Consider the following 25,882-nt stretch of genomic DNA (forward strand, 5'->3'; position numbering starts at 1 on the left):
AACGATCCGCAACACCAGTAGCGGCATCATCGATGCTGGGGAAGGGAATCTCGGCGATGGTATCTCCGTTCAAGTGGGTTCGGCAGCCGAAGATGCTCTCAATGAAGAGATTGAGATTATCAACGCGGGACTGATTCAAGGTCGGGGACAAGCCGGATTCGAGCCGGGAGTCGGACGCACGGCCAGTAACGGGTCTAGCGGTGTGCGCTTCTTCAACGGGTCTGGGGAAGATGAGGCCATTGTCACCGGTTCTCTGGTGAATCGCGGCACGATTACTACGGAGGTGAATGTTGGTTTCCTCGGCGGTATTGTCGTCGAAGATGGAGTGGCTTTTGAAGGGGAGATTGAAAACACCGGTCTAATTTCCGGTCCCCGCAACGGTTTGTATATCGGTAATGCCGACCACGATTTGACGATTGCCAACTTCGATCGCATCGAATCCGGCAGCCGCGCGGTGAACCTCGATGGCGACAATGTCTCTTTAGACAATGCCGGAGAAATCGTCGGTACGGGAGACCAGCGCAACGGCACGGTTTACATCGACGGGACGGGAGATCGGCAAACTATTACCAACCGCCAATCGGGGACGATTGATGCTGGAGAAGGTAACTCCGGTAGCGGCATTTCCGTTCAGGTGGGTTCGGCGTCTGAAGATGCTCTCAATGAAGAGATTGAGATTGTCAACGCAGGACTCGTTCAAGGTCGCGGTGATGGTAACGTTCCCGCTGGGGTGCGCTTCTTCAACGGTTCCGGGGAACCGGTGGCCGTCGTGGAAGCCAACATCACCAACGATGGCACGATCGCCTCTGAGGAAACTGCTGGCATTCTGATTGAAGCTGGGGTGGAATTTCAAGGGTCGATCGTTAACGAGGGGACGATTCGCGGCGGCAATGGCTTAGCAGTGGATGCCACCGGGGCCTCGGGTGACATCGACCTGCTCAATGATGGAATTTTAGAGGGGGCCGTTCGACTCGGTAATGGAGACGATCGCTTCGTCCAAACGGGTTCTCAAGGTGTTGACGTCGATGGCGGCAGCGGTGACGATACCCTCACCGGCGGTCATAGCAGCGATGTATTCCGCTTCGGCACCGAGTCGGGGGATGACATCATTACCAACTTCCAAACCGCTGGGAACGGTTCTTCGATCGACGATATTCTCGATTTGAGCACCATCGGAGTCTTCGATAGCTTCGATGCGGTGTTGGGAGCCGCCAGCGAGGTGGGAGATGACCTCTCCATCGATTTGGGCTTCGATAATTCCGTTACCCTCTTGGGTGTGGAGTTAGGGGATTTAGCAACCGATAACATCATCGTCTAACGCCTTCGGTACCGAGTTCTAATCTCTGGCTTCAGTCGCGAAACCCAGCATCTAGCGTTGTTGTTGGGTTTCGCTTGGTTTTTAAGGCCCGTTCGGGTTCGGGAAATTCAACGAGCTGGGGAAATGTTTCAGTTCCGATTATGGTGTTGCAAGAGGTCGAACAACACCGGAGAGACGAGGGCACAAAAACGGGGGAACAACGGGTTTGCTCCCCCACATTATCCACATTTTATCTGACTGATTGTATGGAGATCGCTCTCGAGAATTTAACAGGATGTCGTCATTGCGATTGGGTTTAGGAAGCAGCGCAGTTGCAAGCTCGATGCGACTGTTCCAACCCCAATTGCTGGATTTTGGGAAGCGATCGCCCCGGAAAAAACTCGAGCGGCGATCGCTCCGACCGGGCGTCTTAGGCTTTGTGCGCCATGACCGCAGCTTCGGCTTTACCATTGCTGTGGCCGTTGCCGTTGCCGTTATGACCGTTGGGTTGACGGGGTTGAAGGATACCGAAACCGCCGTGATTGCGTTCGTAAATCACGTTAATTTCTCCCGTGAGGGCATTGCAGAACATATAGAAATCGTGATCGACAAGCTTCAGCTGTTCCAAGGCTTCTTCGGGGGTCATCGGAGGCATCGCGAAGTATTTGGTGCGTACCACTTCTGGCGGCAGTTCGGCGGTGCGATCGCCAATCAGATCTGCCGCAACGGGAGCTTCCTCCAGCATCGTCTCCACTTCTAGCTTGGCTTGGGATTTCTTGGAGTTGCGCTTTTCTTTATACTTGCGAAGTTGACGGGCGATTTTGTCTGCCACCAAGTCTACACTGGCATACATCGACTCGCTGCTTTCCTGGGCGCGAATTACCGTTCCATTAGCATAAATCGTGACCTCCGCTGACTGATTCGTGGTAATGCGCGGATTGCGACTGACAGATAGATGCACGTCGACTTCCATCGTCAAGTTTTGAAAATGACTCACAGCCTTCTCGATTTTCTGAGTGACGTACTCGCGAATGGCATCGGTGATGTCAATATTCTTGCCTTGGATAACTAGCTTCATATTTGCTTCTTCCCGCTGATGGTTCCGTTTTCAAAAAGCACGAGGCTCGATCGATTTCGTTTGCCTGGTTTCATTGCTTTTTAACGCAGATGAGGAAACGGGGCGGGCATTACCGCTTCCGTCGAACACAACGTCCAAGGTTGTTTGGGTGAAGGGCGATTTGCTTGCAGAATCTCGTTGGTGTCCCTTCACCAATATTGTATGCTTCCGGACCGAGACTCTTAGTTAACCGTTAGAATCCTTTGCATTCCTTGATGATTTGTGATTTTATTTGGGTGAGATTCCTTGGATTTTGATGTAAACCCCACTTGATTTTGAACCCCAACTCACCTAAACAAAACCAACGCCGACTGCAATACTTTTGTGCCAGCGAACCTGTCCCTTACACCCATGCTTTGGGTTGGCAACGGCGTTGGATGAACGATCGCTATCGCGACTCGGACTTGGCCGATATTCTCCTGTTGCTCGAACATTTACCGGTCTATACTATCGGTCGGGGATCGAATCGGGCGTTTCTCCAAGATGCCGATCGCATTACAGGTGTTGAAGTTCACCAGATCGAACGGGGGGGAGAAGTGACCTATCACTGTCCCGGACAAATCGTTGGCTACCCGATTTTGAATTTGCGCCACTACCGCAAAGACGTACATTGGTATTTGCGCCAGCTCGAAGAGGTCATTATTCAAGTACTCGCCCAATACGACCTCTGTGGAGAGCGCATTTCTGGCTTGACGGGGGTGTGGGTAGAAGGACGCAAGGTTGCCGCGATTGGCATTAAAGTCAGCCGCTGGGTGACCATGCACGGATTTGCCCTCAATGTTTGCCCCGATTTAACGGGATTTGAGTACATCGTTCCCTGCGGCATTTCCGATCGAGCTGTGGGGAGTATGGCCGAGTTCCGACCGGATATTACCTTAGATGAAGTGCGTCCGATCGTGGCTCGCACCTTTGCGAACGTTTTTGATGCCGAATTGTTACCGGCAATTGGCCGGTAGTACTCTGTCAACATTGAAATGAAGGATAAGTTTGGACGGGGAGAAAATCTATCCCGAAAAACTAAATGGACAGACCCGTCGTAGAGAGCTTGTAAAACATCAGATGTCAGCCATTTGTGAAAGGCCAGAATCACTGATGATTTGTCAAGCCATTATGAAACACGACGGATAAAGGGAATAATCATCGGCACGCGGCGACGATAGTGGTTGTAGTCTTCACCGTGATAGCTGACGAGATCTCGTTCTTCTAATGGGATTGCCATCAGAATATAAGTTGTGCTCAGTAGGGCAAAGACCAGATGAGCTGCACTCATCGTTGGTGTTGCCCAGAAGGCAAGCAGGAAACCAACGTAGAGGGGATGACGTACGTAGTTGTAAGGACCAGGAGTGACAAACTTCAGATGGGTATACTCTTTACCTTTTAAATAGCACCAAACCTGGCGCAGACCGAACAGATCGAAATGGTTAATCAAAAAAGTTGCCCCAAATACCGTTAGCCAACCGGCTGCGAACACCGTGTAGAGAACAACAACCGCCACATCATTAGCAATCTGCCAGACAATACCGCCCATGGGTTGCCAGAAATAAAACAGGGTTAACAAACAGAGGCTAGAAAACAAAACATAGGTACTGCGTTCAACGGCTTTGGGAACGATTTGAGTCCATTTTTGCTTAAATCCTTCACGGGCCATGCCGCTATGTTGCAAGGCAAACAATCCGAGCAAACCCGCATTCACAAGTAGGGCATTGCCGAGGGGAACGATCGAGTCTGAATCAATCGAGCGGGGGACAACAAAGTTACCAACAAAGCCAATTGCATACAGAATCGTCACGAAAAAGATAACGTAACAGATCAGACCATAGATAAATGCTGCAATACGACCGATTTTGTTGTTGAAATTTGAAGGGACAGTTGGGTTAACCAAGATCGATCTCCGGATGGATGGATTGCGATCGCACTGATGGGGTTATTCCGATCGCGGCGATCGATCGAATCTTAGACCAAACTGGGGGTATGTTGAGTTTGGTAAATCTTGTTGATGCTACCCCAGATGGAACTGATACCGGGTGCTCTTTCTGAAATTATCGTTTCTGCCATCGACACGGGATGCCTGACCCGAACCGATCGATACGGACTCATGGCTGCCGTACTCGATGAATCCCTCAATGAAGAGGAACGACGTTCGGTCGATCGCCTCCTGCGTTCGGTGATGCGGGGACGGATTAAAACACTCGATCGATTCTAAGATCGCGTTGGGATAGTTAGCATCAACCCGACCCGAACCCTGAAAAAATCGCAAGTTTATATTCGGGTTGTCCCACCCAACAGCATCTATCGCTATATTCAAAGTGGTTAGGACAGGCTTTGTTGGTGAGCGAAGGGGGCAAAGGGGGCTTCGGGAGAAGGATTTTGGTAACCCTTAGACTGTCCTAACCTACCTGAATGCAGGTACCAACCCACCTCTGAACTCTCGAACTCGATTTTGCCCTTCGCGATGCACGTCCAGTTAGCCTTCGTTCAGAGAATCCGGTTTTTTCACGGCGACTTCTCCTGTTTCATCCGGTTGAATCACTTCCAGAATTAACTTGGCATTCCCGCTCATGGCTTCTCGAAATCGACTGAGATCGGCACTAGCCGCCGCGACTTTCTGAAGGGTTTTCGCGGTCTTTTTGTCTTTGGCAATTGCGAGTTCCTCGGTACTGAGCGATCTCTCTTCTTCGACCACGGCCCGCACCACGGGAACCAAGGGTGCGGCTTCGAGACAGGCTTGCTGGTAGCTCACTTGCAGTGCTAATAATTCGCACAGTTCTATCGCCCCTTGTTCGACGGGGGTGAGCTTGCTCGTCTCCGTTTTCTGGGAAATAGACACGATCGATTCCTCCGTAATTCCATTGGCAAACCGTTCTTCGGGAAGTCGTTCTTCTTCCCACAAGGTTCGTACCAGTTCGATAGCTTGGTGACGCGCGCGCAGACTATCTTTTTTGACCCCAAGCAGGACGAGAACTCCCTCTCGTTCGATTTCGGGTGCCTCTAAATTGTCGATGATGAGATAGTGAACGGTTCTACCGGACAAGCGATCGAGTCCCCCAAATGATGTCGAACAGCAGCCAGAACTGCAGCGAACTGGTGTGTGCCGAGTTTCACTTTAGATCGAATCGAGGGCGTTCGACAACGGCCAACGACTTCTCAAAGATGACGTCTGAAAGAATAGAAGGAGTGCCCGCTCTCCAACTCGATTGAGCATTCTTCCCATCTATATGGTGACGATGGGGGTCAATCAGATTGAAGGAATCGATCGATGTCATTAACGGCATCCTCCCACACATCGAGAGTGTCTTCCCCACCACCGGGTGGCTGTTGCGCGGTGGACGAACTTGATGGGGAACGCTCGTTGGATTCGGGTCGCTCGACTTGTTCTTCCCCTAAATCCAAAACTTGCTGCAACCGTTCTAGAGACTCTTGAAATGCTTCTCGAGCCGCATGGCGCTTGTGTTTCTGCTCGTTCATAACACTCGATTTTGTGGGATCTAACGTCTGAGAAGACTAGAGATAGGCTTGTTTTGGATCATAGCTCCATATCTCTATTCCTGTCTTGTTTTAATGGAGAGTCATACCCCTCATGGCTTTTGCCCCCCTCTTGGGTTGGTTTCCGCGAAAGAGCGCAAATCTAGAGAGAGTTAGGAGTTTGGGAGTTTGCAGTCGATTGCCGACCCGTAAAATTTCTCGGATGGAATGGGGACTTGATGGGTTAACGTTTAACCGGCTCTTCTTTTTGCCCATTTCTAGAGAAATCTAAAACCCCAAAATCCGGACATTTTCGATCGAGCAAATTGAAGTCGATCGCGATCTGAATTTCTCAGAGATAACCGAACCTCTGCTCTCGAGATCGTATTCGTTTTTCTCCATGAAGGGTGACTCTTGTTACCATAAATTTTGGCTAATAGGCTATCATTTAACATAAACTAGCCCACAAAATTTGTCTTGGCTAGGGGGGTGCTACCTAGATCGACGCTGACAACCATACCAACGAACAATTACTTTACGCTCATTTGCGATCGTGCGTAGAGGAGGAACCCACCTGGGCGACGATCGAGCGTTTCCGCAGCCTTTTTATTGACGGTACGGGCTATTGGGAGCCAGAAATTGGGAAAGCCATCGAGCAACTGGTGATGTCTGAGGGAGCGAGTCGCGATTTCCCTTTCGTTCTCAATCGCAGTTGCTACATTCCCATCAACCGATGGCAGAACCAACCCCAACTCCGGGATGCCATTCCCGAACTGGTGGGTTTGTTCGATCTCCGGAGTGAGGGTGATTTCTCTGGCATTGCCACTCAACGCCTGCGCCAACTGGTACTCGAATTTACCCAAACCGATCGATATCGGGTATTACTCGAAATTTCCCGAGAAATCGAACGAAAAAGCCAGCGCCGATCTCAGTGCGAAACCAAACCCCTGGGCTCTCTCATTCGCCGCTATCCCTATCTTTACGAACATTGTTGGCTCGATCGCAACAACCCTGGGAAACGAATGCAACAGGTTCGATCGATGCGAGATCGACACCAGCAACAGTTCGATCTGGATTTATCGCAGTATATTTTGACCCGGAGAGCGCCCAACACCCAGCATGTTCGAGAGCGTTTGACTCGCAATCCAACGTTGCTCAGCGATGCCCAACTGGATTTTGCCATCGACCACTTTACCAGCACCATCGATGGGGTTCATACCTACCGGGATTTGGCTCGACAGTTTCGCAGCTATACCCGACAAACCCGATCTTACCGGACGTTCAAGGATGAGTTGTACGAATACCTGATGACTTCGGTCGATCGCATCAATCCTCGCTACGCCCGCGGTCAATTCAACCAGCGACTCTATCAATACCTGCAAAATACCCTACCTCAAAACGATCGACAAAAACTCAACGAAGATTTGTGGCATAAAACCTGTCGCAAACTCCTCGATTTTTTGGTGGTGGAGCATGCTCGACAACCCAATCACTACGTGTTTCTCGATCTGAGTGCCAACCTCGGCAGTGCTCCCACTGTGGGCATTTTGCTCAAAATTGTTTTGTGCTGCACTCAAGTCAAATCCTACCTCGAACAGCGATTTGCAGTTTTATTCGATCGCTACGAAGACACCGCCAAAAATAGCATTAACTGGTTGGTCGACTCCTTGGAAAATTTAAATGTCGCCTTTAGCCTCCATTTCCGACAACCGCAAAATTTGCTCTCTTTCTAAGAGCCAGTCTGTCGATGGCGCGATTGTGTCAAAATTGATGGAAAAGATAGGGATGATTTGCCCGTTCGATAAAAAGATACAAACTTTTTAAGCAACTGAATTCAGATTTCCTTAAGAATTATAGATAGAATAGATAAAGATAGGGAGGTCGCGTCTCCTGACTATCGCAAGCTCTACAGCCAAATATAGATGCCAGAAATCGATCTATACGGGAAACAACCTCCTCGGCCCCAAAGCCAGGTAAAGAAGCAAGTCAGGCAACAGGTTCGGCAGCGAGACCCGCTACAGCAAACTGCTCTGGGCTTAGTTGCGACTCAAAGCTTTCCGGCAATTGTCGGTACTGCCGATATGATGCTCAAGTCGGCAGATGTGACCCTGGTGGGATACGAGAAAATCGGTGGCGGTCACTGTACGGCGATCGTCCGGGGACGTTTTGCCGACGTGCGCTTAGCCGTTGAAGAAGGAGCCCGCATTGCCGCCCAATTCGGTCAACTGATTTCCAAACTGGTGGTTCCCCGCCCGATGCCTAATTTAGAAGCGGTCTTTCCCATCGGTAGCCGCTTGGCTCAACTCACCCAGCAGCAACGGGGCTTTTCTCGTTTGAGTAAAAACGCAATCGGATTGCTCGAAACGCGAGGATTCCCGGCCATGGTGGGGGCCGCAGATACGATGCTCAAGTCGGCAGACGTGCAACTGGCTGCCTACGAAACCATTGGTGACGGTCTGTGTACGGCGATCGTTCGGGGAACCGTGGCGAACGTTGCCGTTGCCATCGATGCGGGAATGCACGAAGCCGAACGCATCGGCGAATTGCACGCGGTGATGGTGATTCCCCGCCTGTTGGAAGATTTGGAACAAACCCTGCCGATTGCCAGCTTCTGGTTGGAACAGCCGGAACCCTTACCGGTGCTGTTGCCCGATGTCGCCGAAGAGACACCCGAACCCCTACAGCTTCCCGAGGTGGAGAAAGTCCCCATCGAAATCGAACTCGAAGAACCTCAAGAATTGGAGCAACTCAAAGAACCGAAAAAATTGCGCCGTCTGGACGATTCCTCGGATTGGCTATAGGCTTTTGCACTCGATCGCATCTTGAGGCTAGGCTCATAGTTTACATCGAGATAGCAATGGTTATATCGATGGGTTTCCGATCGCCAGTGAATCCAAAATAAATCATAAGAAATATCGCCTAATTTTTGAGTTCATACTCTTCAAAAATTCTGACCGCCGCTTCTAGATATCGGTCTAATAGATCGCGCTCGGATAGATCGGGTAATAATAATTCAACCGCCATAATCGCTTGCATGATGCCGCCATGCTCTTCTCCTGCGATAAAAGCTTCAATAGACCACCACAGTCTAGCTATTGACGTTTGAACCTCGTCTCTTCCAGGGAGATACCATATCTCTCGACCAATTTTATTACACTGTAAAGGCGTTAATGTATCGTGCGATTTCAATAATTTTTGAATACATAAGTTTAGGGATAAAAAATTGTTAGATCTAAACTTGAGTGAATATATTTTGATGCATTCTCTCGCCCATTCAATTGTTAGAAGATAGTGATATTTTTTTAGTTTGAGTGCAACGGGATAAGCCCACAGTATCTCTTTTTGCAGGATATTTTTTTTGACATCATCGATTGTTGCTCTCATAGCTGTCATCCGATGGAAGGTTAGATCGATTCGAGCGGGAAAATAACAGACCAACCGTAGGGGTCAACGGCCGTTGACCCCTACCAGAATTGTAAAGACAAGCTGTATCCGAAATTTACCCTAAATCTTGACGTTCGCACCTCTAATAAGCGCGATCGATCTCAACTATTGACCGCCACGACGCGAGAGGTCAGAAAACGGTTCATCCAATTTTCCAAGTAAGCGCGATTTGCCTTTTGTTCTTCGAGATTGGTGGTCTCCATGGGATGGGGGGCCAGTCCTCGAATCGCGGCAGTGGTAACGCAAAACATCGACTTTTGGAAGGTCTGGCAAATCTGCACCAGAAGATCGTCCTCTTGACGCTTGCCCTGATGGTAGATTTCGTGCAAGTACTCGGGGAGATAGTGGCGCATATCCTGCATCAGCAATGTGGGAGGAATGCCCGCACCGCCGATGGGTAGCGGATCGGCATAAAGCGCGCCGTAGCTGAAAATGGATTGATCGAAGGGAATTTGAGCGGCCTGCGCGTTGTAAGAAATGGTTCCCGGAAAGGGCGTACCGCGAAAGAAAACCGCCTCCACATAGGGAACGGCAGTATCAACAAGAAAGGTTAAGCCAGCGGAGTCGGGTAAAAGATCGCAGATGCGATCGCCGAGTTTGACTTTGTAAGTAATCGGGTTTCCCGCAGCGGCCACCAAGCCATCTTGAATGTGCTGTACGATTTGGGAAATGGATGTAATTTCACCGCGATCGTAGAGATCGGACAGGTCGATGAACATATCGCTCATCACCCGCCAGAACTGTCCCAACCCGCTATAGTAGGCCATCACCCGCACCTGTTCCGGTAAGAAGTCTGGAAACAGTTTGTGCAATCCCAGCATGAAGAAGTTCCCTTTCCACCGTGCTTGAATGGCGGCTTCGGCGTTTTGGGCGAACTCGGGGGTATCGAGGTAGGCATCTAAACCCCCACCCCCATGCCAGAACATCGCTTTCATGCAATATTCGGCGTACTCGAAGTTGATTCGATCGTGACTCCAATGTTTGAGCAGTCGATCGAAGGTGACTTCACCGTTGAAGTACTTAAAAAAGGGAAATAGATTTAAAAATTGGTGTTCGGAAATATAGATGAGGTTCCGAGAGTAGGCATCTAAAATGACACCGTAACTTTTGAGGATTCCCACCACTTCAACAACGTGGATGGGAGTATCTTTGAGCAGGGCTTCTCCAGCTTCGAGACTGTGTATGAAGTCCGCGAGGGGATGTTTGGACGGTTCGAGCTTATCGACGCTTAACATGGTTCGAGAATGGGGAATGGGGAATAGGGAATGGGGAAGGGAGAATTAGGAAGCACGGAAGCGCGGAATTCAGAACAGGGAATGGGGAATGGGGAAGGGAGAATTAGGAAGCGCGCGCTTCCCCGAGACCCATCACCGTGTCACCGCGTCACCGCGTCCTCCCATCACTCCACAACTTCCGCCACACTCTCTATCGGTACAGAGAGACTGGCTTGAGGTTGACCGAACTCCGTCACGATCGAAGCAATTTGGGGTTCGCTCCAGAATACCAACCAATTGGGTTGAATGCCGAGGAGAAAAACGAGTGCGGTCAAAACTAAAGCGGGCAGTCGATCGGACCATCCCACCCGAGGCAAGTCGATCGCCACATCCGATAAACGTCCGAAAAAGACTTTATTGACCATGAGCAGAAAGTACACAGCCGTCAAACCCGTGCCCACCATACACAATAGGGTTTGAACGGGGAAAAGGGCAAAGCTACTGCGAAATACCAGAAACTCAGCAATAAAACCGACCATCCCCGGAAGTCCGGCACTAGCCATCACCCCGAGAATCATCAAGCTGCCAATCAGGGGCAGTCCTCGCGAGAAATTGAGCAAACCGCGCAGGGTGTCGACATCCCGAGTGCCGGTTTTCTTGTAAACCACGCCGACGAGGAAAAAGAGCAGTCCGGAAATCAAGCCGTGAGCGATCATCTGACACACCGCGGCCAACAGGCTCAGTTGAGTAGTGGCGGCCGCAGCGAGCAGAATAAAGGCCATGTGGGCGATCGAGGAGTAAGCGACCACTTTTTTCATATCGGTTTGTGCGATGGCGCAGGAGGCTCCATACAGGGCGCTAACGGCAGCCCACACCGCCAACCAAGGCGCTAAATACACCCAGGCATCGAGAAACAAGCCGACCCCAAACCTCAACAATCCGTAGGTTCCTAATTTCAGCAACACCCCCGCTAGCAACATCGACACTGGGGTAGAAGCTTCGACGTGGGCATCGGGTAGCCAAGTATGGAAGGGGAAAAAGGGAATTTTGATCGCAAAGCCGATGAGGAGGGGAACCAACAGTAAGATTTGCGTTCCCAGGGGCAAGCCAGCCTCTCGCAACGGTGCGTAATCGAAACTTCCCGTTCCCGACAACCACACCACGCCCAGAAAGGATGCGAGAATCAAAATTCCCGAAACCGCCGTGTAGATGAGGAACTTCGTGGCCGCGTAACCCCGCCGCTTGCCGCCCCAAATGGCAATTAGGAAGTAGAGGGGAATAATTTCGAGTTCGTAGAATCCGAAAAATAGGAACAAGTCCTGAGCGACAAACGCGCCGGTGACCCCGATATTAATTAGAAAAATTAAGATGTAGTAGAACCGGGGTCGCTCGAGATTGGCGGGGGTGCAGGAAATGGCGATCGCCGTCAGAAAGCTATTGAGCAGCAGCAAGGGCATCGACAGTCCGTCCACCCCCAAATGATAGTTAAATCCCATCCAGGGAACCCAGGGGACGAACTCCGAAAACTGCATTCCCGGCGCGGTGGGGTCGAATCCAAGACCGAGCCAGATATTCCAAATTAATGTTGCCACCGCTACCCCGAAGGCAACGCGGCGATACATCTTCGGGACGAGCGTCCCCGGTAAAAATCCGATGATGGCGATACCCACCAACGGGATTAAAAGTAAAGCGCTGAGCATCCTGTCTCCTTATATTTTGCGCGTACAACTTCGATCGAGGCTTTAAAACAACCAGCCGTTGGTGAGAACGAACAGCAAGCAGGTGCCGATCACGATCGTCAGAATGTAGAACTGCGAGCGACCGGACACGTTATATTTAAGTGCCTGACCGCTGAAGATCGTAGCCAGACCGACGAAGTTCACCGCGCCATCAACGACATTGCGATCGAACCAAGTGGTGGCTTTGGAGGTTAGTCCGACAGCCATCACGACGGTCAGTTCGTAGATTTTTTCGATGTAGAAGTCGTACGCGAATAAATCTTGGACGAATCGCAGCCAGCGCTGCATGGGTCGAGACCAAGCCCGATGCAATTCGATCCGGCTGCCGATAATCAAACCGATAACACCAGAGGCGACCAGTAGCGGCATCGCCCATTGAATTAAGGCGGTATCGGCGTTATCGATGGGTGCCACGGGACTCAGCCATAGAGGCCACAGGTGCGGTGCGATACTCGCAAGGAGGGTCACCACCGTCAGTCCGACCATGGGTAATGCCATCGCCCACGGTACTTCTGGGGCGCGGCGGGTTTTGGGTTGGGGTTTGCCTAAGAAGACTAAGCGGAAAACGCGGGTCAAGTTGATGGCGCTCAGGGCATTCACGAACATCAGAATGGCGAGCAACCATGGGTGAATTTCCCACGATCCGTTCAACCACCGCTGCATCGTCCAGAAAAAGCCCAGGGGCAAACAGGCAACCAAACTGGCAGACCCGACGACGAAGGCGATGGTGGTGGCGGGCATCCTCGCTCCAAGTCCCCCCATTTCGGTGATGTTTTGATTGCTGGTGGTGAGGATGATCGACCCGGCACTCATGAAAATGAGGGCTTTGCCGATGGCGTGGGTAAACAGCAGCAAGAAGGCAATATCGACGTGACCCAAGCCGACGGCGATAAAGACGAGTCCTAAATAAGCGCTAGTGGAATGGGAAAGGGTGCGTTTGATATCGATTTGGGCGATCGCCATTAAGGAAGTACCAATGGCAGTGACCGTACCGATAACGATGAGTACGTCCTCGGCGATGGGAGAGAGGATGAAAATCGGCTGGAGTTTAATCAGCACGTAAGCACCCATGGAAACCACCACGGAATTTCGCATGATTCCCGCGGGATTCGGACCTTCCATGGCTTCGTCGAGCCAGAGATTGAGGGGAAACTGAGCGCATTTTCCTGTGGGTCCGGCAATCAGGGTCAACCCGACCCAAGTGGCGGTCCAGGTGGAAATGGGGGCGGTGGCAACCCAGTTTTTGAGGGAGCTAAAATCGAGTCCCTCTCCGTAGCTGGACAGGGCGACGATACCCATGAGCAAAATAATATCCCCCACCCGTTTGGTAAGGAATGCATCTCTGGCCGCAGTGACCACCAGGGGCTGAGCGTACCAGAAGCCAACAAGTAAGTAGGTGGAAAGGGTGAGGACTTCAAGCAATCCGTAGGTGAGGAAGAGAGAATCGCTCAGGGCCACACCTCCCAAAGCGGCTTCAAAGAGACCCATCAAGCCGTAAAACCGTGCCAGAGACCAATCTTTTTCGAGATAGCCCAGGGCGTAGACTTGCGTCAGCAGGCTGATGCCGGTGACCAGTTCTAAAGCCCCCAAACTGACTGGAGATATTTCGAGGGTTAAGGGAATGGTGAGGTCGGCGGCGCTGAACCAGTCAAAGACGAGTTTCTGGGTCGGCTGCCCCCAAATGGCTTGAAAGGCAATCGAGCCGTGAATAAAGGCCGCGAGGGTCATCAGGAGGTTGATGTAGGCAGCCGGTCGCGGTCCCGTCCGCCGGATCAGTCCCAAAGACCAGGGCAGGGTCAGAACTGCCCCGATCGCTCCGTAGAGGGGAACAAACCAACTATTTTCTAGGAGGAAATCAGTCATTCAAGTGCCTGATAGATTACAAGGTTCGATGAAAAAATGGGGTTGTTTTAAAAACAAATGTTGTAGTTTATGCGCGCGCTCGCCGTTTGAGGGTGGGATCTGAATTTCGGGTTTGGCGATCTCTAAGAAACCGATCTTCGCGTCGGAAAATTCCGCCGGGAGTTTAAAACCTAAAGTGGAAACGACGTTACAATCTAAGAAAGCGATCGCTCTAAAATCGATCGATTGCGGCGCGCGATGCCACCCGACACAGCTCGAGCGACGTACACCCTGATGTCAGCGATACCTATACCAGCTCGCGCTCCTAACCGGAGAGAAGAGACGCTCGGACTCGAATTTTCGATCGATATCTTCACTCGGTCGCAAGACCCTACGACCGAGACTTCGCGACAAATTTCTTTCGCCTTCTCGACCTCAAGATTTTGGTTTTTTCGATCGTAATAAAGAAATTATAAAGCAGTCGGTACAGTTCCCAAAACCTAATAGCTTCGATGTCTCGGGAGACTCGGTGGTTTAGGTAGTTAAGTTTTGTTAAACTATTTTATTTAAAAATATCATTATGTTTTATATTGTCAGAGGAGCCGAAATTTCCTATGCTATTTACGTGGGATAAAAAATAAGCCATCCCCGTCAAATTTTTGCCACCCGCAACCCAATCTGGTGTTGAGAGGGGTATACAGTCTCAGGCGTGAGAAGTAGCGCGACGCGCATCCGATCGAAATTTAAGCCGAAACTGTATCACCTCGCCAAGCTGGAGTTGCAACTTGCGAATTTTGAGCCAGAGTTACATTCACGAACTTGCCCCCTTGTTGATTCTGATACGCATAGGCACTAAGGAGCGCCAATAATAGTATGTCAATCGCTGTAGGAATGATTGAAACCAAAGGTTTTCCAGCAGTTGTGGAAGCCGCTGATTCGATGGTGAAAGCTGCTCGAGTTACCTTGGTTGGATATGAAAAAATCGGCTCCGGTCGAGTGACCGTCATCGTCCGAGGAGATGTCTCGGAAGTTCAAGCCTCGGTCTCGGCTGGCATCGCTGCGGCCAATCGGGTGGATGGAGGAGAAGTGCTATCGACTCACATCATCGCCCGTCCCCACGAAAACTTGGAGTACGTCTTACCGATCCGTTATACGGAAGAGGTCGATCAATTCCGGATGTAATTCGTCAGCGGTCTGGAGCCTCAAAAGTCCTCCGGTGGTTTCTGCGACTCTAAGGGTTCGAACTTAGGGTCATAGAAATCGAGGATGTCAGACGAAATAATCAGCTCGTTTGTAGGAGTAAATAAAATGTCAATTGCAGTGGGAATGATTGAAACCCTCGGCTTCCCCGCTGTGGTGGAAGCTGCCGACTCGATGGTGAAAGCCGCTCGCGTCACCTTGGTGGGGTACGAGAAAATCGGTTCGGGACGGGTCACCGTTATCGTTCGCGGCGATGTTTCCGAGGTTCAGGCTTCGGTCTCGGCTGGCGTCGAATCGGCCAACAACCGGGTGAGTGGCGGTCAAGTCCTCTCCACCCATATTATCGCTCGTCCCCACGAGAACTTAGAATACGTATTGCCCATCCGATATACGGAAGAGGTCGAACAGTTCCGCGAGGGCGTCAGTTCTCCTCGGGCCATTCGCAGACCCTAACAGAATTTAAATGCAAATTGCAAAAGTTCTCGGTACCGTTGTTAGCACTCAAAAGCTGCGCAGTTTAACCGGAACGAAATTTCTGTTGCTTCAATGGATCGACGAAAACGGTCAACTCCTGTCCCAATACGATGTGGCAGCCGATCCGGTCGGTGCGGGTATTGGTGAGTGGGTGTTGGTGAGTCGGGGTAGCGCGGCACGTCAGGAAATGGGTCACGAGCAGCGCCCGATCGACGCAATGGTGATTGGCATTATCGATACGGTGAGCGTAGAAAATCGCCGAATCTACGGTAAGTAGAGGGAGTCTTTCCTTCGCGAAGAAATCCGACGATTCGCCGACCTCATCAAGAAATCCGATCCGAGATCGAAGGGAGTTCGTCAAGGCGATCGCCCATTTTCCCTCAGGTTCGAAAATCGCCAAGCCAGCGGAAGCGGATGGTAGCGACCGAGCAGTGGCTGTCGGAGTTGGGGAAGGTGTAACCCACCCCCCATAGGAACCGATCGACCGTAGATAACCAAAGTTAGATAAAAGCACAGAAATTTTTAGGAGGATATCCCAGATGGTAGTCCGCAATCGCGCGGCTTCCCTAACTCCGCGCTCGACAAGCCAACCCGAACCCAAAGTTCACGAGACCGCCTACGTGCATTCGTTCTCCAATATCATCGGGGACGTGCGCGTGGGAGCCAACGTATTAATTGCCCCCGGAACTTCGATCCGAGCCGACGGCGGCTCCCCCTTCTATATCGGGGACGGGACGAACGTCCAAGACGGGGTGCTCATTCACGGCTTAGAACACGGTCGCGTCATGGGGGACGACGGGCGAGAATATTCGATTTGGATCGGCGATCGTACCTGTATCTCGCACATGGCTCTGGTTCACGGTCCGGCTTACATCGGTAGCAACAGCTTTATCGGCTTTCGCTCTACCGTGTTTAATGCCAGAGTTGGCAACGGTTGCATCGTGATGATGCACGCCCTGATTCAGGATGTGGAAATTCCCCCCGGAAAGTTTATCCCGTCTGGAGCGGTGATTACCGACCAGCAACACGCCGATCGACTCCCCGACGTGCGTCCGGGCGATATCGAGTTTGCCCGTCACGTCATCGATATGAATGAAGCTTTGCGAGTCGACCACCAACGAGTGGAAGATTCAGCTCGCGCGGTGGAGGCTCTCAACGGAGCCGACCGCACCCACAGTACCGGAACTTTATCCGGAACCGAATACGACACAATGCCCACGGAGGATGGAAGTGTGAACGCAGACATTGCCCAGCAAGTTCGATCGCTGCTCGATCGAGGATACAAAATCGGCACCGAACACGCCGACAAGCGCCGTTTCCGCACCAGTTCTTGGCTCAGTTGCCCGATTATTCAAGGACGCAACGCCAGCCAAGTACTCGCCGAACTCGAAACCTGCTTGCAAGAACATCGCGGGGAGTACGTCCGATTGATCGGCATCGACACCCAAGCCAAGCGTCGAGTCTTGGAAGTGCTCATCCAAAAGCCCGATGGTTCCGCACCGTCGGCAAGTAAATCGTCTTTTTCCGCGAGTACTTCTGTATCGGGAACCAGCACCACGACGACATCCGTCGGTTCGGGTTCCTTAAGTGCCGAAGCCGTCGCCCAAGTGCGGTCTCTCCTGCGCGCGGGTCATCGCATTGGCATCGAACACGCCAACAAACGCCGTTTCAAAACCAGTTCTTGGCTGAGTGGTACTTCGATTCAAGCCACTCGAGAAGATGGAGCCATTGCCGAACTCGAAGCCTGCTTGAACGAATACGCCGGGGAATACGTCCGCTTGATCGGCATCGATACCAACGCCAAGCGCCGGGTGGTGGAGATGATAATTGCGCAACCCGACGGTCAACCTTCGTCTTCGAACAAGAGTAGCGCTTCCACCTCCTTTGCCGCGAGCAGCAATGGGGCTGGAGCCGGTTCCATCAGTACCGAAATCGTCGAACAAGTGCGATCGCTCCTGCGCGCGGGGTATCGCATCGGTACCGAACACGCTGACAAGCGCCGGTACAAAACCAGTTCTTGGTTGAGCTGCCCGATTATCCAATCCAACAACGAAGCCCAAGTACTGAGCGAACTTCAAGCTTGTTTGGTCGACCATGCCGGAGAATACGTCCGCTTAATCGGTATCGACCCCCAAGCCAAGCGTCGGGTGTCCGAACAGCTCATTCAGCGACCGGGAGATGCGCCTTCGTCTGCTGCAAGCGCCTCGTCAACCGCATCGAGCAACGGCAGCTATTCCGCCAGCTCCAACGGTGCGAGCCTTAACGGTTCGAGTTCTAACGGTTCGAGCAATGGATTTGCCAGCAGCAGCTTAGATACTGAGGCCATCGACCAAGTACGCTCTCTGATTGCCCAAGGCTACAAAATCAGCACCGAGCACGCCAACAAGCGTCGCTTCAAAACCAGCTCTTGGCAAAGTGGCGCGCCTATCGAATCCCAACGAGAATCGGAGGTCATCGCCCAGCTCGAAGCTTGTTTGAATGCCTATCCCGGAGAATACGTTCGCTTGATCGGCGTCGATCCGAATGCCAAACGGCGAGTGGCCGAAACTCTGATCCAAAAACCCTGAGATCTTCGTCACTGAAACGGTGGTTGGTGGTCAATAGCGAATCGGAACGATCGAGCAATCGTTTTCGCTCGCTGTCGACCACTCCATCGAGATCGTATTCGATCTTTATTATCGGCAATGCAATTGTCCATCTGACTTCTTTGCCAGAGCGAAAATCAAGCGCGCGCTAACGTTTCTTTCGTGAATCTTTTGCCCCGTCCTCTTTTTACGAGCGCGCAACGCGCCATCCGTTGATTTGTATGCCATTGCCGCCCCTCCAACCTGTAATAGACGAGCGAGTGTGCGTGCGCGGAGATGTCACCATCCATCCCAGCGCGGCGATCGCCACTGGGGTGATTTTGCAAGCCGACCCCAACAGTCGAATTGAAATTGCGGCGGGTGCTTGTCTGGGAATGGGCGTTATCGTCCATAGCAGCAACGGTCCGTTGACCATCGGCGCTGGGGCGAATCTAGGGGCGGGAGTTCTTGCCATTGGAGAATGTTCCATCGGTGAAAATGCTTGTATTGGCGCAGCAACCACCCTGTTTAACGCTTCAGTCGACCCGCAGCAAATCGTTGCTCCCGGTTCCCTTCTGGGGGATTGGGGTCGTCAGGTCGACCCGCAAGACTCGCAACCGGTCACCCCAGACCCCCCAGAGGAAACCCATACGGTTCCATCCCAACCCATCGAACCCAAAAGCCATACCCCCACAAGCCAAACAGAAGCGGTCGAATCCGAATCGCACAAAGACCGCGAAAGCCAACCTTCATCGAATGGCTTCAAGCCACAATCTTCCTCCACCGAAATTTACGGACAGGTTCACGTTCGGCGAATTTTTACGTCGTTATTCCCCAACAGTCCATCGGTAAATTCGCAACCCCCGGAGGATTCGTCGGGAAAATCGAACTAAAGCTCCAAAATCGCGATCGAAAATTGCAGGAAACTTTTTTGGTAAAGAGCGCTACATCGATTTATCAAAATAAACCCGATCTCGTTTCTCAAACTCCGCTTTTATCGCGAAAATCGAGAGTTTTTGGGAATGAATAAGTTGAATTACTTAGAAAATTCGATCGAGTTGAGTCATTTTTGTCCCCTCGGTAAAGTCAACTCGATCGAACTTTTTGTCACTCTCTAACTTTTCTGGGAGAGTCTGTGGGATATTTCACGCCTCTGGAAGAGGGAAATATTCAGAAGTGCTTCACAAGTACGAGTGGCGAGAAAATATCGGATGCACGAACCCGTTTTCCTAAGTGCCAGTCATCGATTAGAGAAGAGAATTCCTCAGATCGCAACATCAAGCCGTTCCTGGGCGCGCCGCCACCCGCTGAGGAACAATTTTTCTTCAAACTATTAATATATATAGGTTACAAGGCTTTGGATCGAGCTTCGAGGCCCGGTTCTCCCATGGGAGTCTCGAAGAAAATTATCCTTCTCGAAGGGAATCTCTTGCATTCTCTCAATCTCGATCTTCTCAACTTAAATAAGTATTAATACTTATTGAGTGCTGACATTTTCCATGTTGACGGAAGATAACGAATCAAGAAAAAGACTTACAGATTACTTCGATATTTTACTCAAAAAATAAACACTTAACAAAAATTAACATTACTGGGTATTAGTTTAACTAATCAAATCAAAAAATAATGACAATCGAAATCCTGATGAAATTCTAAAATTTTAATTAAAAACAATTTGAAATTCATGTTAAGATACAAAACCAGCAAGGAAATAAATGTAACTTTCGGCTTCAAATCTTTATTCAGGAGCATCAAAAACAATCTCGGGAAATTCCTGGGGGTTTATGGTATTTGCTCCTGCGCAGTAATTGGCAGAAAAAAATACACCTCTACACATAAGGAGCAATTATGGCACAAGCGAAAGCAGGATTTAAGGCAGGGGTACAGGACTACCGCCTGACCTACTACACGCCAGACTATACCCCCAAAGATACGGACATTCTGGCGGCTTTCCGATTCGTCCCCCAACCCGGCGTTCCTCCCGAAGAAGCATCAGCCGCCATCGCTGCCGAATCTTCCACCGGAACCTGGACCACTGTTTGGACCGACGGACTCACCGACCTCGATCGTTATAAAGGTCGTTGCTACGATTTTGAAGCCGTTGCTGGGGAAGACAACCAGTACATCTGCTTCATCGCTTATCCTCTAGACCTGTTTGAAGAGGGTTCTGTCACCAACCTGCTCACCTCTTTGGTGGGTAACGTTTTCGGATTTAAAGCCCTGCGAGCTTTGCGTTTAGAAGACCTTCGGGTGCCCATTGCTTACCTGAAAACCTTCCAAGGACCGCCTCACGGAATTACCGTCGAGCGCGACCTACTCAACAAATACGGTCGTCCCCTGCTCGGTTGCACCATTAAGCCTAAACTGGGTCTGTCTGCCAAGAACTACGGTCGTGCCGTTTACGAATGCTTGCGCGGCGGTCTCGACTTCACCAAAGACGACGAGAACATCAACTCTCAGCCCTTCATGCGCTGGCGCGATCGCTTCTTGTTCGTTCAAGAAGCCATCGAGAAGGCTCAAGCTGAAACCAACGAAATCAAAGGTCACTACCTCAACGTGACTGCCCCCACCTGCGAAGAAATGATGCAGCGGGCTGAGTTTGCCAAAGAAATTGGCACGCCCATCATCATGCATGACTTCCTCACCGGTGGTTTCACTGCCAACACTAGCTTGGCTCGCTGGTGTCGCGACAACGGTGTGTTGCTCCACATCCACCGCGCCATGCACGCCGTGATCGACCGTCAGAAGATCCACGGCATTCACTTCCGCGTCCTGGCTAAGTGCTTGCGGATGTCTGGTGGCGATCACCTCCACTCCGGTACGGTGGTCGGTAAGCTCGAAGGTGAAAAAGGCATCACCATGGGCTTCGTAGACTTGATGCGCGAAGACCACATCGAAGAAGATCGCGAGCGCGGCATCTACTTCACCCAAGATTGGGCCTCTCTGCCTGGCGTGATGCCCGTGGCTTCCGGTGGTATCCACGTGTGGCACATGCCGGCATTGGTGGAAATCTTCGGCGACGATTCCTGCTTGCAGTTCGGTGGTGGTACCTTGGGTCACCCCTGGGGCAACGCACCGGGCGCAACGGCCAACCGCGTGGCTCTCGAAGCTTGCATCCAGGCCCGCAACGAAGGTCGCAACCTGATGCGCGAAGGCGGCGACGTGATTCGCGAAGCTTGCAAGTGGAGTCCCGAACTCGCCGCTGCTTGCGAACTGTGGAAGGAAATCAAGTTCGAGTACGAAGCGATCGACACCGTTTGATCTCGATGCAATCGCGCGTGTTAAGTAAATCCACTTAACGCAGCAACCGACACCGAATGGTTCGGCTCGATGATGTTAGATGTTAGGTGTTAATAAAGCGTTAATACCTAACATCCACAGTCCGATGCGTTCTTTTAAGGTCGGACTCGGATGGGGGAGGAAAGATGGATACGAAGCAAGTTGCCAAAGATACGGCAAAAGTGTTGCAAAGTTACCTCACCTACCAAGCCGTACAGACAATCGTTAAGCAATTGTCTGAAACCAATCCCCCTTTGGGCATTTGGCTGCGGCAGTTCTCTTCCACCAACAAGATTCAGGATGGGGAAGCCTACCTGAAAGAGCTGATGGGAGAAAAAAAAGATTTGGTTTTGCGGATTCTAACCGTTCGCGAACACCTTGCACGCGAGGTGTTAGACTTTATGCCCGAAATGGTGCAAACGGGGATTCAACAAGCCAATATCGAACATCGCCGCCAGATGTTAGAGCGCATGACTCAAGCCCAAAGTCTTAGTTCGATCGAGTCCAATGATGGCACTCAACCCGAGAACGACATCAACGATTCTCCCAATTAACTGTTATTTCTGATTTCACCAACAGGAGCCAATTTTCATGAAAACGTTACCCAAAGAGAAGCGCTACGAAACCCTCTCTTACTTACCCCCTTTAGACGATCGGCAGATTACTAAGCAAATTGACTATATGCTCGATCAGGGATTTATTCCGGCGGTTGAGTTTGAAGAAAATCCCAGCCCTGCCGATCACCACTGGACGCTGTGGAAGCTGCCTTTGTTCAGCGTTTCCACCTCACAGCAGGTTCTCAATGAAGTGCGCGAGTGCCGTTCGGAAAACCCCAACTGCTACATCCGCGTGGTGGGCTTCGATAACATCAAGCAGTGCCAAACCGTCAGCTTCATCGTTTACAAGCCTAACACCAGCCGCTACTAAGTTCGAGATTCGGTTGAAGTTACTTGACTTGACAATCTAGAAATTTACTCTAGAAATGATAACTTTCAGTTGCTTCCCTTGAGGATGCGGCTGAAAGTTTTTTTGCGCTCGATTGACGATCTACGATCGAGACACGGCTTGTATCGCTATATTGTGAGTTTTAACGTCAGTTCGGGTTAAGAGTCGATTTTTAACTGCCGCAACGAGAGAATGCAGTAAATCAGTAATGGCAGAATCAGGGGTTCAGCTTATCCCGAACTCACGTGAGTTTTAGATTGGGTTTCGCTCAGCTCTAATCAAGTATTCCGCCAAATGTGTTTGCCGTAGCAGTGCGTATTTTCTTGGCGGCTTCAATGCCACTCCCCTCACTGTCATATCAAATCCGCTTGAATAACCGCACATTCCGGTGGATGTGAGCTGGCAATCGCAGTAGAGGTTGTGGGAGCGGTCGGACCCCGTGTGGCGCGCGCATATGCAAGGGAACGCTGACTGAAGGAGGGAGAAAGTGACTCGTGGGATTTTTAGATTATGGTTAATTACCCGGATCTGATATCGATCGATAAGTTTCTTGACTTATCGTCATTTAAAAATACGTTTTTTATTGAAAAAAAACTAAATTTAAGAAATAAAAACGATTAGTTGAAGGTTAAACTGAATCGCCCGTGATTTTTACAAATTTCCAAAAATTTCTATAAATTTTAACTTTGTGACATTAAATTGCCATTTGTTGTACTGCCAATGATGCAAAAATTACAGAAAGCTGGAAAATTTGTATTTAAAACTACATTGATTTTCGCTCCGATCTCGAGCGAGATAACGAAAATCAATGAAAATTATTAGAGATGCTAAAGTTACAATTTTATTTTTTAGTCTGGCTTTTAAATATGTCTCAAAGTTTTACGAGATCGCAAAGCTCTCTTAACCTAGACCCCGTAGTTTTAGAAGGAGTCTAAGATTGTAAATCGAGCTAGCTTCTTACCCCACCCGGTTTTCGCGAACTGGGTCTTTTTCTCGAGATGCGATCGCCTCGGAATGGAAAGGTCCTATTGCTGTTTTCTGAAGGTTAGGGGTATCTTTAGTAGAAGAAGAGTTCGAGGTGGTCCAGTCACCATCGTTCTCTCGATCGAATATCGATCTGTTCTCTGGATGTCTCGCGTCTGCTTGAAATATACTCACATCGATTTACTCGGTTCGGTATTGCAAGCGCCAAAGACTGGATGATGAATAGAGAACAGAATGGAATCGATTTGTTGTTATCGGGGTGTTTGATGATGAAAGAGCCTTTATCACTAATGAAAGCTCTAGCTGAAATTGCGCGCAGTGGAAAATGCGATCTCGAAGATCGCGTTGCCACTATTGAAGCTCTCATCAAAAAGGGGTATTCCGCTCAAGCCAACTGGCTTTTGGAAAATCCTTTATGCTACGGTGAGGTGATTTCAGAGGAATTTGCGGCTTGGCTTCGTTATTGCGAACGAATGCAAATTCCAGCCCATATGGAAAACTAGTCCCGTACGGCTAGCTTTTTTGGGTTTAAGAAACCGAAGGTTAAAAATAGTATAGATCGATAAGACGCGATCTAACTTAACTTCTGGTTTTAAACGATAATTTCAGTAAAAATACGTAAATAAATACCTCTGGAAATTAAGATTTCTAGGGGTTATTTTTTTCTTAACTTAACATTAGCGCCATCTTAAACTTCAACAAGTATGCTTGCTGCGACACAGCGCTGCACTATAAATCTAGCAGCCCGAACTCAGCAGTGTGAGAGTAATAAGAAACATGACATTTAAGCTCAAGCCCATCGCGCGGATAACTTCGATCGCCGCTGCCGCAACGGCGATTGCCTTCGGTGCGGCTCAGGTTAGATCTCAAGGTTCCAGCATCGTTCGGATCGACGGTTCCAGCACCGTTTACCCGATTACCGAAGCGGTTGCTGAAGAGTTCCAAATCTCCAAAAATAATTCCGTACAAGTGACCGTCGGGATCTCCGGAACTGGTGGCGGCTTCAGAAAATTCTGCGCTGGGGAAACTGATATTTCCAACGCTTCTAGACGAATCAAAGATTCTGAAAAAGAGGCTTGCAAAGCTAACGGAATTGATTTTGTCGAATTACCCGTTGCTTATGATGCCCTAACCGTCGTCGTCAGCCCAGATAACCCCCTCGCTAGCATCACCTTCGAGCAACTCAATGCCATGTGGTCTGAGGAAGCAGAGGGAAGCGTCTCGAGTTGGAACCAAGTAGATTCGAGTTGGCCGAACGCACCTTTAAATCTCTACGGTCCGGGTTCGGATTCGGGAACCTTCGACTATTTCACCAAGAAAATCAACGGTGAAGAGGGTTCCAGTCGCGGAGACTACACCGCTAGCGAAGACGATAACGTGTTGGTGCAAGGGGTTGCTAGCGATGCGAACGCACTGGGATATTTCGGCTTTGCTTACTACCTAGAAAATCAGGGTCGCCTCAAAGGATTAGCCGTTGATGGTGGAGACGGTTCTGCGGTAGCTCCTTCCCCCGCAGCGGTGAACGATGGTTCCTATCCCCTCTCTCGTCCGATTTTCATTTACGTGAGCACCAAGTCCATGGAGCGTACGGAAGTGAAAGACTACGTGCAGTACTACCTCACCGAAGGGGTTCAATACGTTGATGAAGTTGGCTACGTTCCCCTGCAAGATGCCGATTATCAAGCAGCACTGACGCGCTTCAACAGCGGTGAAACCGGTGCAGAACCCCTACGCGAAGGTCTGTAACCGTTGTAAATTCCTCTCGATATTTCTCTCTTCACAGATCCTTTGAGCTTTGAATTGAAAGAGCGATCGGTCCAAATGCTTGATTTTGGGCGATCGCTCCTTTTTGGTAATCGGTCGGCAACTTTCTTCTTGAGGTACTTCCGAATCCCAGACGTCTCATGTTTTTTCTTCTTCTACGAACACGCGAATGAAACTCCTGTTTTTACTCCGAAACAAACTGATCCAATTTCTGTTAGCACTGCGGACGTTATGGCGTCCGATGATGCTGATGGCGATCGGATTGCACGTCTTGTTTCTGAGCCGACCGCTCCCGCCAGAGGAAATTGTCGAAGCCGAGCCGACCATCGATCCCGACTTACTCGATGAGGAATCCGTGACGATTACTAGTTTGTTAGGAGACGAGGAGGAAGAAATCGAAGAAGAATTCGAATTCGAAGAAGAGCTAGAAGAACCCGAACCGGAGCCCGAACCGGAGCCCGAACCCGAACCCGAGCCCGAACCCGAACCCGAGCCGAGAGAAGATCGATTGCCCCCACCTCCAGAGGCCTTTGAACCCGAACCCGAACCCGAACCCG

The 25,882-nt window shown here is 50.5% G+C and carries 24 protein-coding genes; 16 read left to right on the forward strand and 8 right to left on the reverse strand.

From position 1 onward, the window contains the following. A partial coding sequence (locus tag AC2215_RS03570) for a hypothetical protein (protein ID WP_486808581.1) occupies positions 1-1,318 on the forward strand: 1,318 nt, incomplete at its 5' end. 409 nt (positions 1,319-1,727) lie between these two features. Here the strand turns inward: AC2215_RS03570 and hpf are convergent. After that, positions 1,728-2,375, reverse strand: a complete 648-nt coding sequence (gene hpf, locus AC2215_RS03575; RefSeq protein WP_486808582.1) for a ribosome hibernation-promoting factor, HPF/YfiA family — start codon at positions 2,373-2,375, stop codon at positions 1,728-1,730. A 350-nt stretch (positions 2,376-2,725) separates the two neighbouring features. Here hpf and lipB point away from each other — a divergent pair, with 350 nt between their 5' ends. Continuing rightward, positions 2,726-3,370, forward strand: a complete 645-nt coding sequence (gene lipB / locus AC2215_RS03580) for a lipoyl(octanoyl) transferase LipB (RefSeq protein ID WP_486808604.1) — start codon at positions 2,726-2,728, stop codon at positions 3,368-3,370. Between the two features lie 152 nt (positions 3,371-3,522). Here the strand turns inward: lipB and mddA are convergent, their stop codons facing one another. Further along, positions 3,523-4,296: a methanethiol S-methyltransferase gene (mddA, locus tag AC2215_RS03585; RefSeq protein WP_486808583.1), complete on the reverse strand. Its 774-nt coding sequence runs from the start codon at positions 4,294-4,296 to the stop codon at positions 3,523-3,525. A 114-nt stretch (positions 4,297-4,410) separates the two neighbouring features. Here mddA and AC2215_RS03590 point away from each other — a divergent pair, with 114 nt between their 5' ends. Then, positions 4,411-4,617, forward strand: coding sequence for a hypothetical protein (locus AC2215_RS03590; protein ID WP_486808584.1), 207 nt, complete (start codon positions 4,411-4,413; stop codon positions 4,615-4,617). Positions 4,618-4,878: 261 nt separating this feature from the next. Here the strand turns inward: AC2215_RS03590 and AC2215_RS03595 are convergent, their stop codons facing one another. Further along, positions 4,879-5,445 (reverse strand): hypothetical protein, encoded by a 567-nt coding sequence (locus AC2215_RS03595; RefSeq protein WP_486808585.1) that lies wholly within the window; start codon positions 5,443-5,445, stop codon positions 4,879-4,881. A gap of 200 nt (positions 5,446-5,645) precedes the next feature. After that, entirely contained in the window at positions 5,646-5,879 is a 234-nt protein-coding gene (locus tag AC2215_RS03600; protein ID WP_486808586.1) for a hypothetical protein, read from the reverse strand. Positions 5,880-6,421: 542 nt separating this feature from the next. Here AC2215_RS03600 and AC2215_RS03605 point away from each other — a divergent pair. Both AC2215_RS03605 and ccmO read left to right on the forward strand, forming a co-directional pair. Beyond that, a complete protein-coding gene (locus AC2215_RS03605) occupies positions 6,422-7,609 on the forward strand; it encodes a hypothetical protein (protein WP_486808587.1) in 1,188 nt (395 codons plus the stop codon). A gap of 189 nt (positions 7,610-7,798) precedes the next feature. Continuing rightward, a complete protein-coding gene (gene ccmO / locus AC2215_RS03610; protein WP_486808588.1) occupies positions 7,799-8,677 on the forward strand; it encodes a beta-carboxysome assembly protein CcmO in 879 nt (292 codons plus the stop codon). Positions 8,678-8,795: 118 nt separating this feature from the next. On the opposite strand, the gene AC2215_RS03615 is transcribed toward ccmO, so the two are convergent. From AC2215_RS03615 to AC2215_RS03630, 4 genes are all read right to left on the reverse strand, one after another. Continuing rightward, entirely contained in the window at positions 8,796-9,260 is a 465-nt protein-coding gene (locus AC2215_RS03615; protein WP_486808589.1) for a hypothetical protein, read from the reverse strand. 161 nt (positions 9,261-9,421) lie between these two features. Then, the gene (locus AC2215_RS03620; protein WP_486808590.1) at positions 9,422-10,555 is read right to left on the reverse strand and encodes a CO2 hydration protein; all 1,134 of its coding nucleotides are present in this window, start codon (positions 10,553-10,555) and stop codon (positions 9,422-9,424) included. A gap of 164 nt (positions 10,556-10,719) precedes the next feature. Further along, positions 10,720-12,234 carry an NADH-quinone oxidoreductase subunit M gene (locus AC2215_RS03625; RefSeq protein WP_486808591.1) on the reverse strand — a complete coding sequence of 505 codons (1,515 nt, stop codon included), beginning with the start codon at positions 12,232-12,234 and terminating at the stop codon, positions 10,720-10,722. Between the two features lie 42 nt (positions 12,235-12,276). Continuing rightward, entirely contained in the window at positions 12,277-14,136 is a 1,860-nt protein-coding gene (locus AC2215_RS03630) for an NAD(P)H-quinone oxidoreductase subunit F (RefSeq protein WP_486808592.1), read from the reverse strand. Positions 14,137-14,988: 852 nt separating this feature from the next. Between AC2215_RS03630 and AC2215_RS03635 the strand changes: the two genes are divergently transcribed. The 11 genes from AC2215_RS03635 to AC2215_RS03685 all read left to right on the forward strand — a co-directional run. After that, positions 14,989-15,297: a carbon dioxide-concentrating mechanism protein CcmK gene (locus tag AC2215_RS03635; protein WP_486808593.1), complete on the forward strand. Its 309-nt coding sequence runs from the start codon at positions 14,989-14,991 to the stop codon at positions 15,295-15,297. Between the two features lie 126 nt (positions 15,298-15,423). After that, positions 15,424-15,768 (forward strand): carbon dioxide-concentrating mechanism protein CcmK, encoded by a 345-nt coding sequence (locus AC2215_RS03640; protein WP_486808594.1) that lies wholly within the window; start codon positions 15,424-15,426, stop codon positions 15,766-15,768. 10 nt (positions 15,769-15,778) lie between these two features. Further along, positions 15,779-16,066, forward strand: a complete 288-nt coding sequence (ccmL, locus tag AC2215_RS03645) for a beta-carboxysome shell vertex protein CcmL (protein ID WP_486808595.1) — start codon at positions 15,779-15,781, stop codon at positions 16,064-16,066. 262 nt (positions 16,067-16,328) lie between these two features. Then, on the forward strand, positions 16,329-18,356 hold the full coding sequence (gene ccmM, locus AC2215_RS03650; protein ID WP_486808596.1) for a beta-carboxysome scaffolding protein CcmM: 2,028 nt from the start codon (positions 16,329-16,331) through the stop codon (positions 18,354-18,356). A 239-nt stretch (positions 18,357-18,595) separates the two neighbouring features. Continuing rightward, a complete protein-coding gene (gene ccmN / locus AC2215_RS03655; protein WP_486808597.1) occupies positions 18,596-19,246 on the forward strand; it encodes a beta-carboxysome scaffolding protein CcmN in 651 nt (216 codons plus the stop codon). A gap of 955 nt (positions 19,247-20,201) precedes the next feature. Further along, on the forward strand, positions 20,202-21,614 hold the full coding sequence (locus AC2215_RS03660) for a form I ribulose bisphosphate carboxylase large subunit (protein WP_486808598.1): 1,413 nt from the start codon (positions 20,202-20,204) through the stop codon (positions 21,612-21,614). Positions 21,615-21,778: 164 nt separating this feature from the next. Beyond that, a complete protein-coding gene (gene rcbX, locus AC2215_RS03665) occupies positions 21,779-22,186 on the forward strand; it encodes a RuBisCO chaperone RbcX (protein WP_486808599.1) in 408 nt (135 codons plus the stop codon). A gap of 37 nt (positions 22,187-22,223) precedes the next feature. After that, the gene (locus AC2215_RS03670) at positions 22,224-22,559 is read left to right on the forward strand and encodes a RuBisCO small subunit-like domain-containing protein (RefSeq protein WP_486808600.1); all 336 of its coding nucleotides are present in this window, start codon (positions 22,224-22,226) and stop codon (positions 22,557-22,559) included. 1,292 nt (positions 22,560-23,851) lie between these two features. Beyond that, on the forward strand, positions 23,852-24,064 hold the full coding sequence (locus AC2215_RS03675) for a hypothetical protein (RefSeq protein WP_486808601.1): 213 nt from the start codon (positions 23,852-23,854) through the stop codon (positions 24,062-24,064). Positions 24,065-24,338: 274 nt separating this feature from the next. Then, on the forward strand, positions 24,339-25,307 hold the full coding sequence (locus AC2215_RS03680; RefSeq protein ID WP_486808602.1) for a PstS family phosphate ABC transporter substrate-binding protein: 969 nt from the start codon (positions 24,339-24,341) through the stop codon (positions 25,305-25,307). Between the two features lie 187 nt (positions 25,308-25,494). Next, the coding region (locus AC2215_RS03685) for a hypothetical protein (RefSeq protein ID WP_486808603.1) at positions 25,495-25,882 on the forward strand (388 nt) is incomplete at its 3' end.

This window comes from Zarconia sp., from assembly GCF_057467645.1.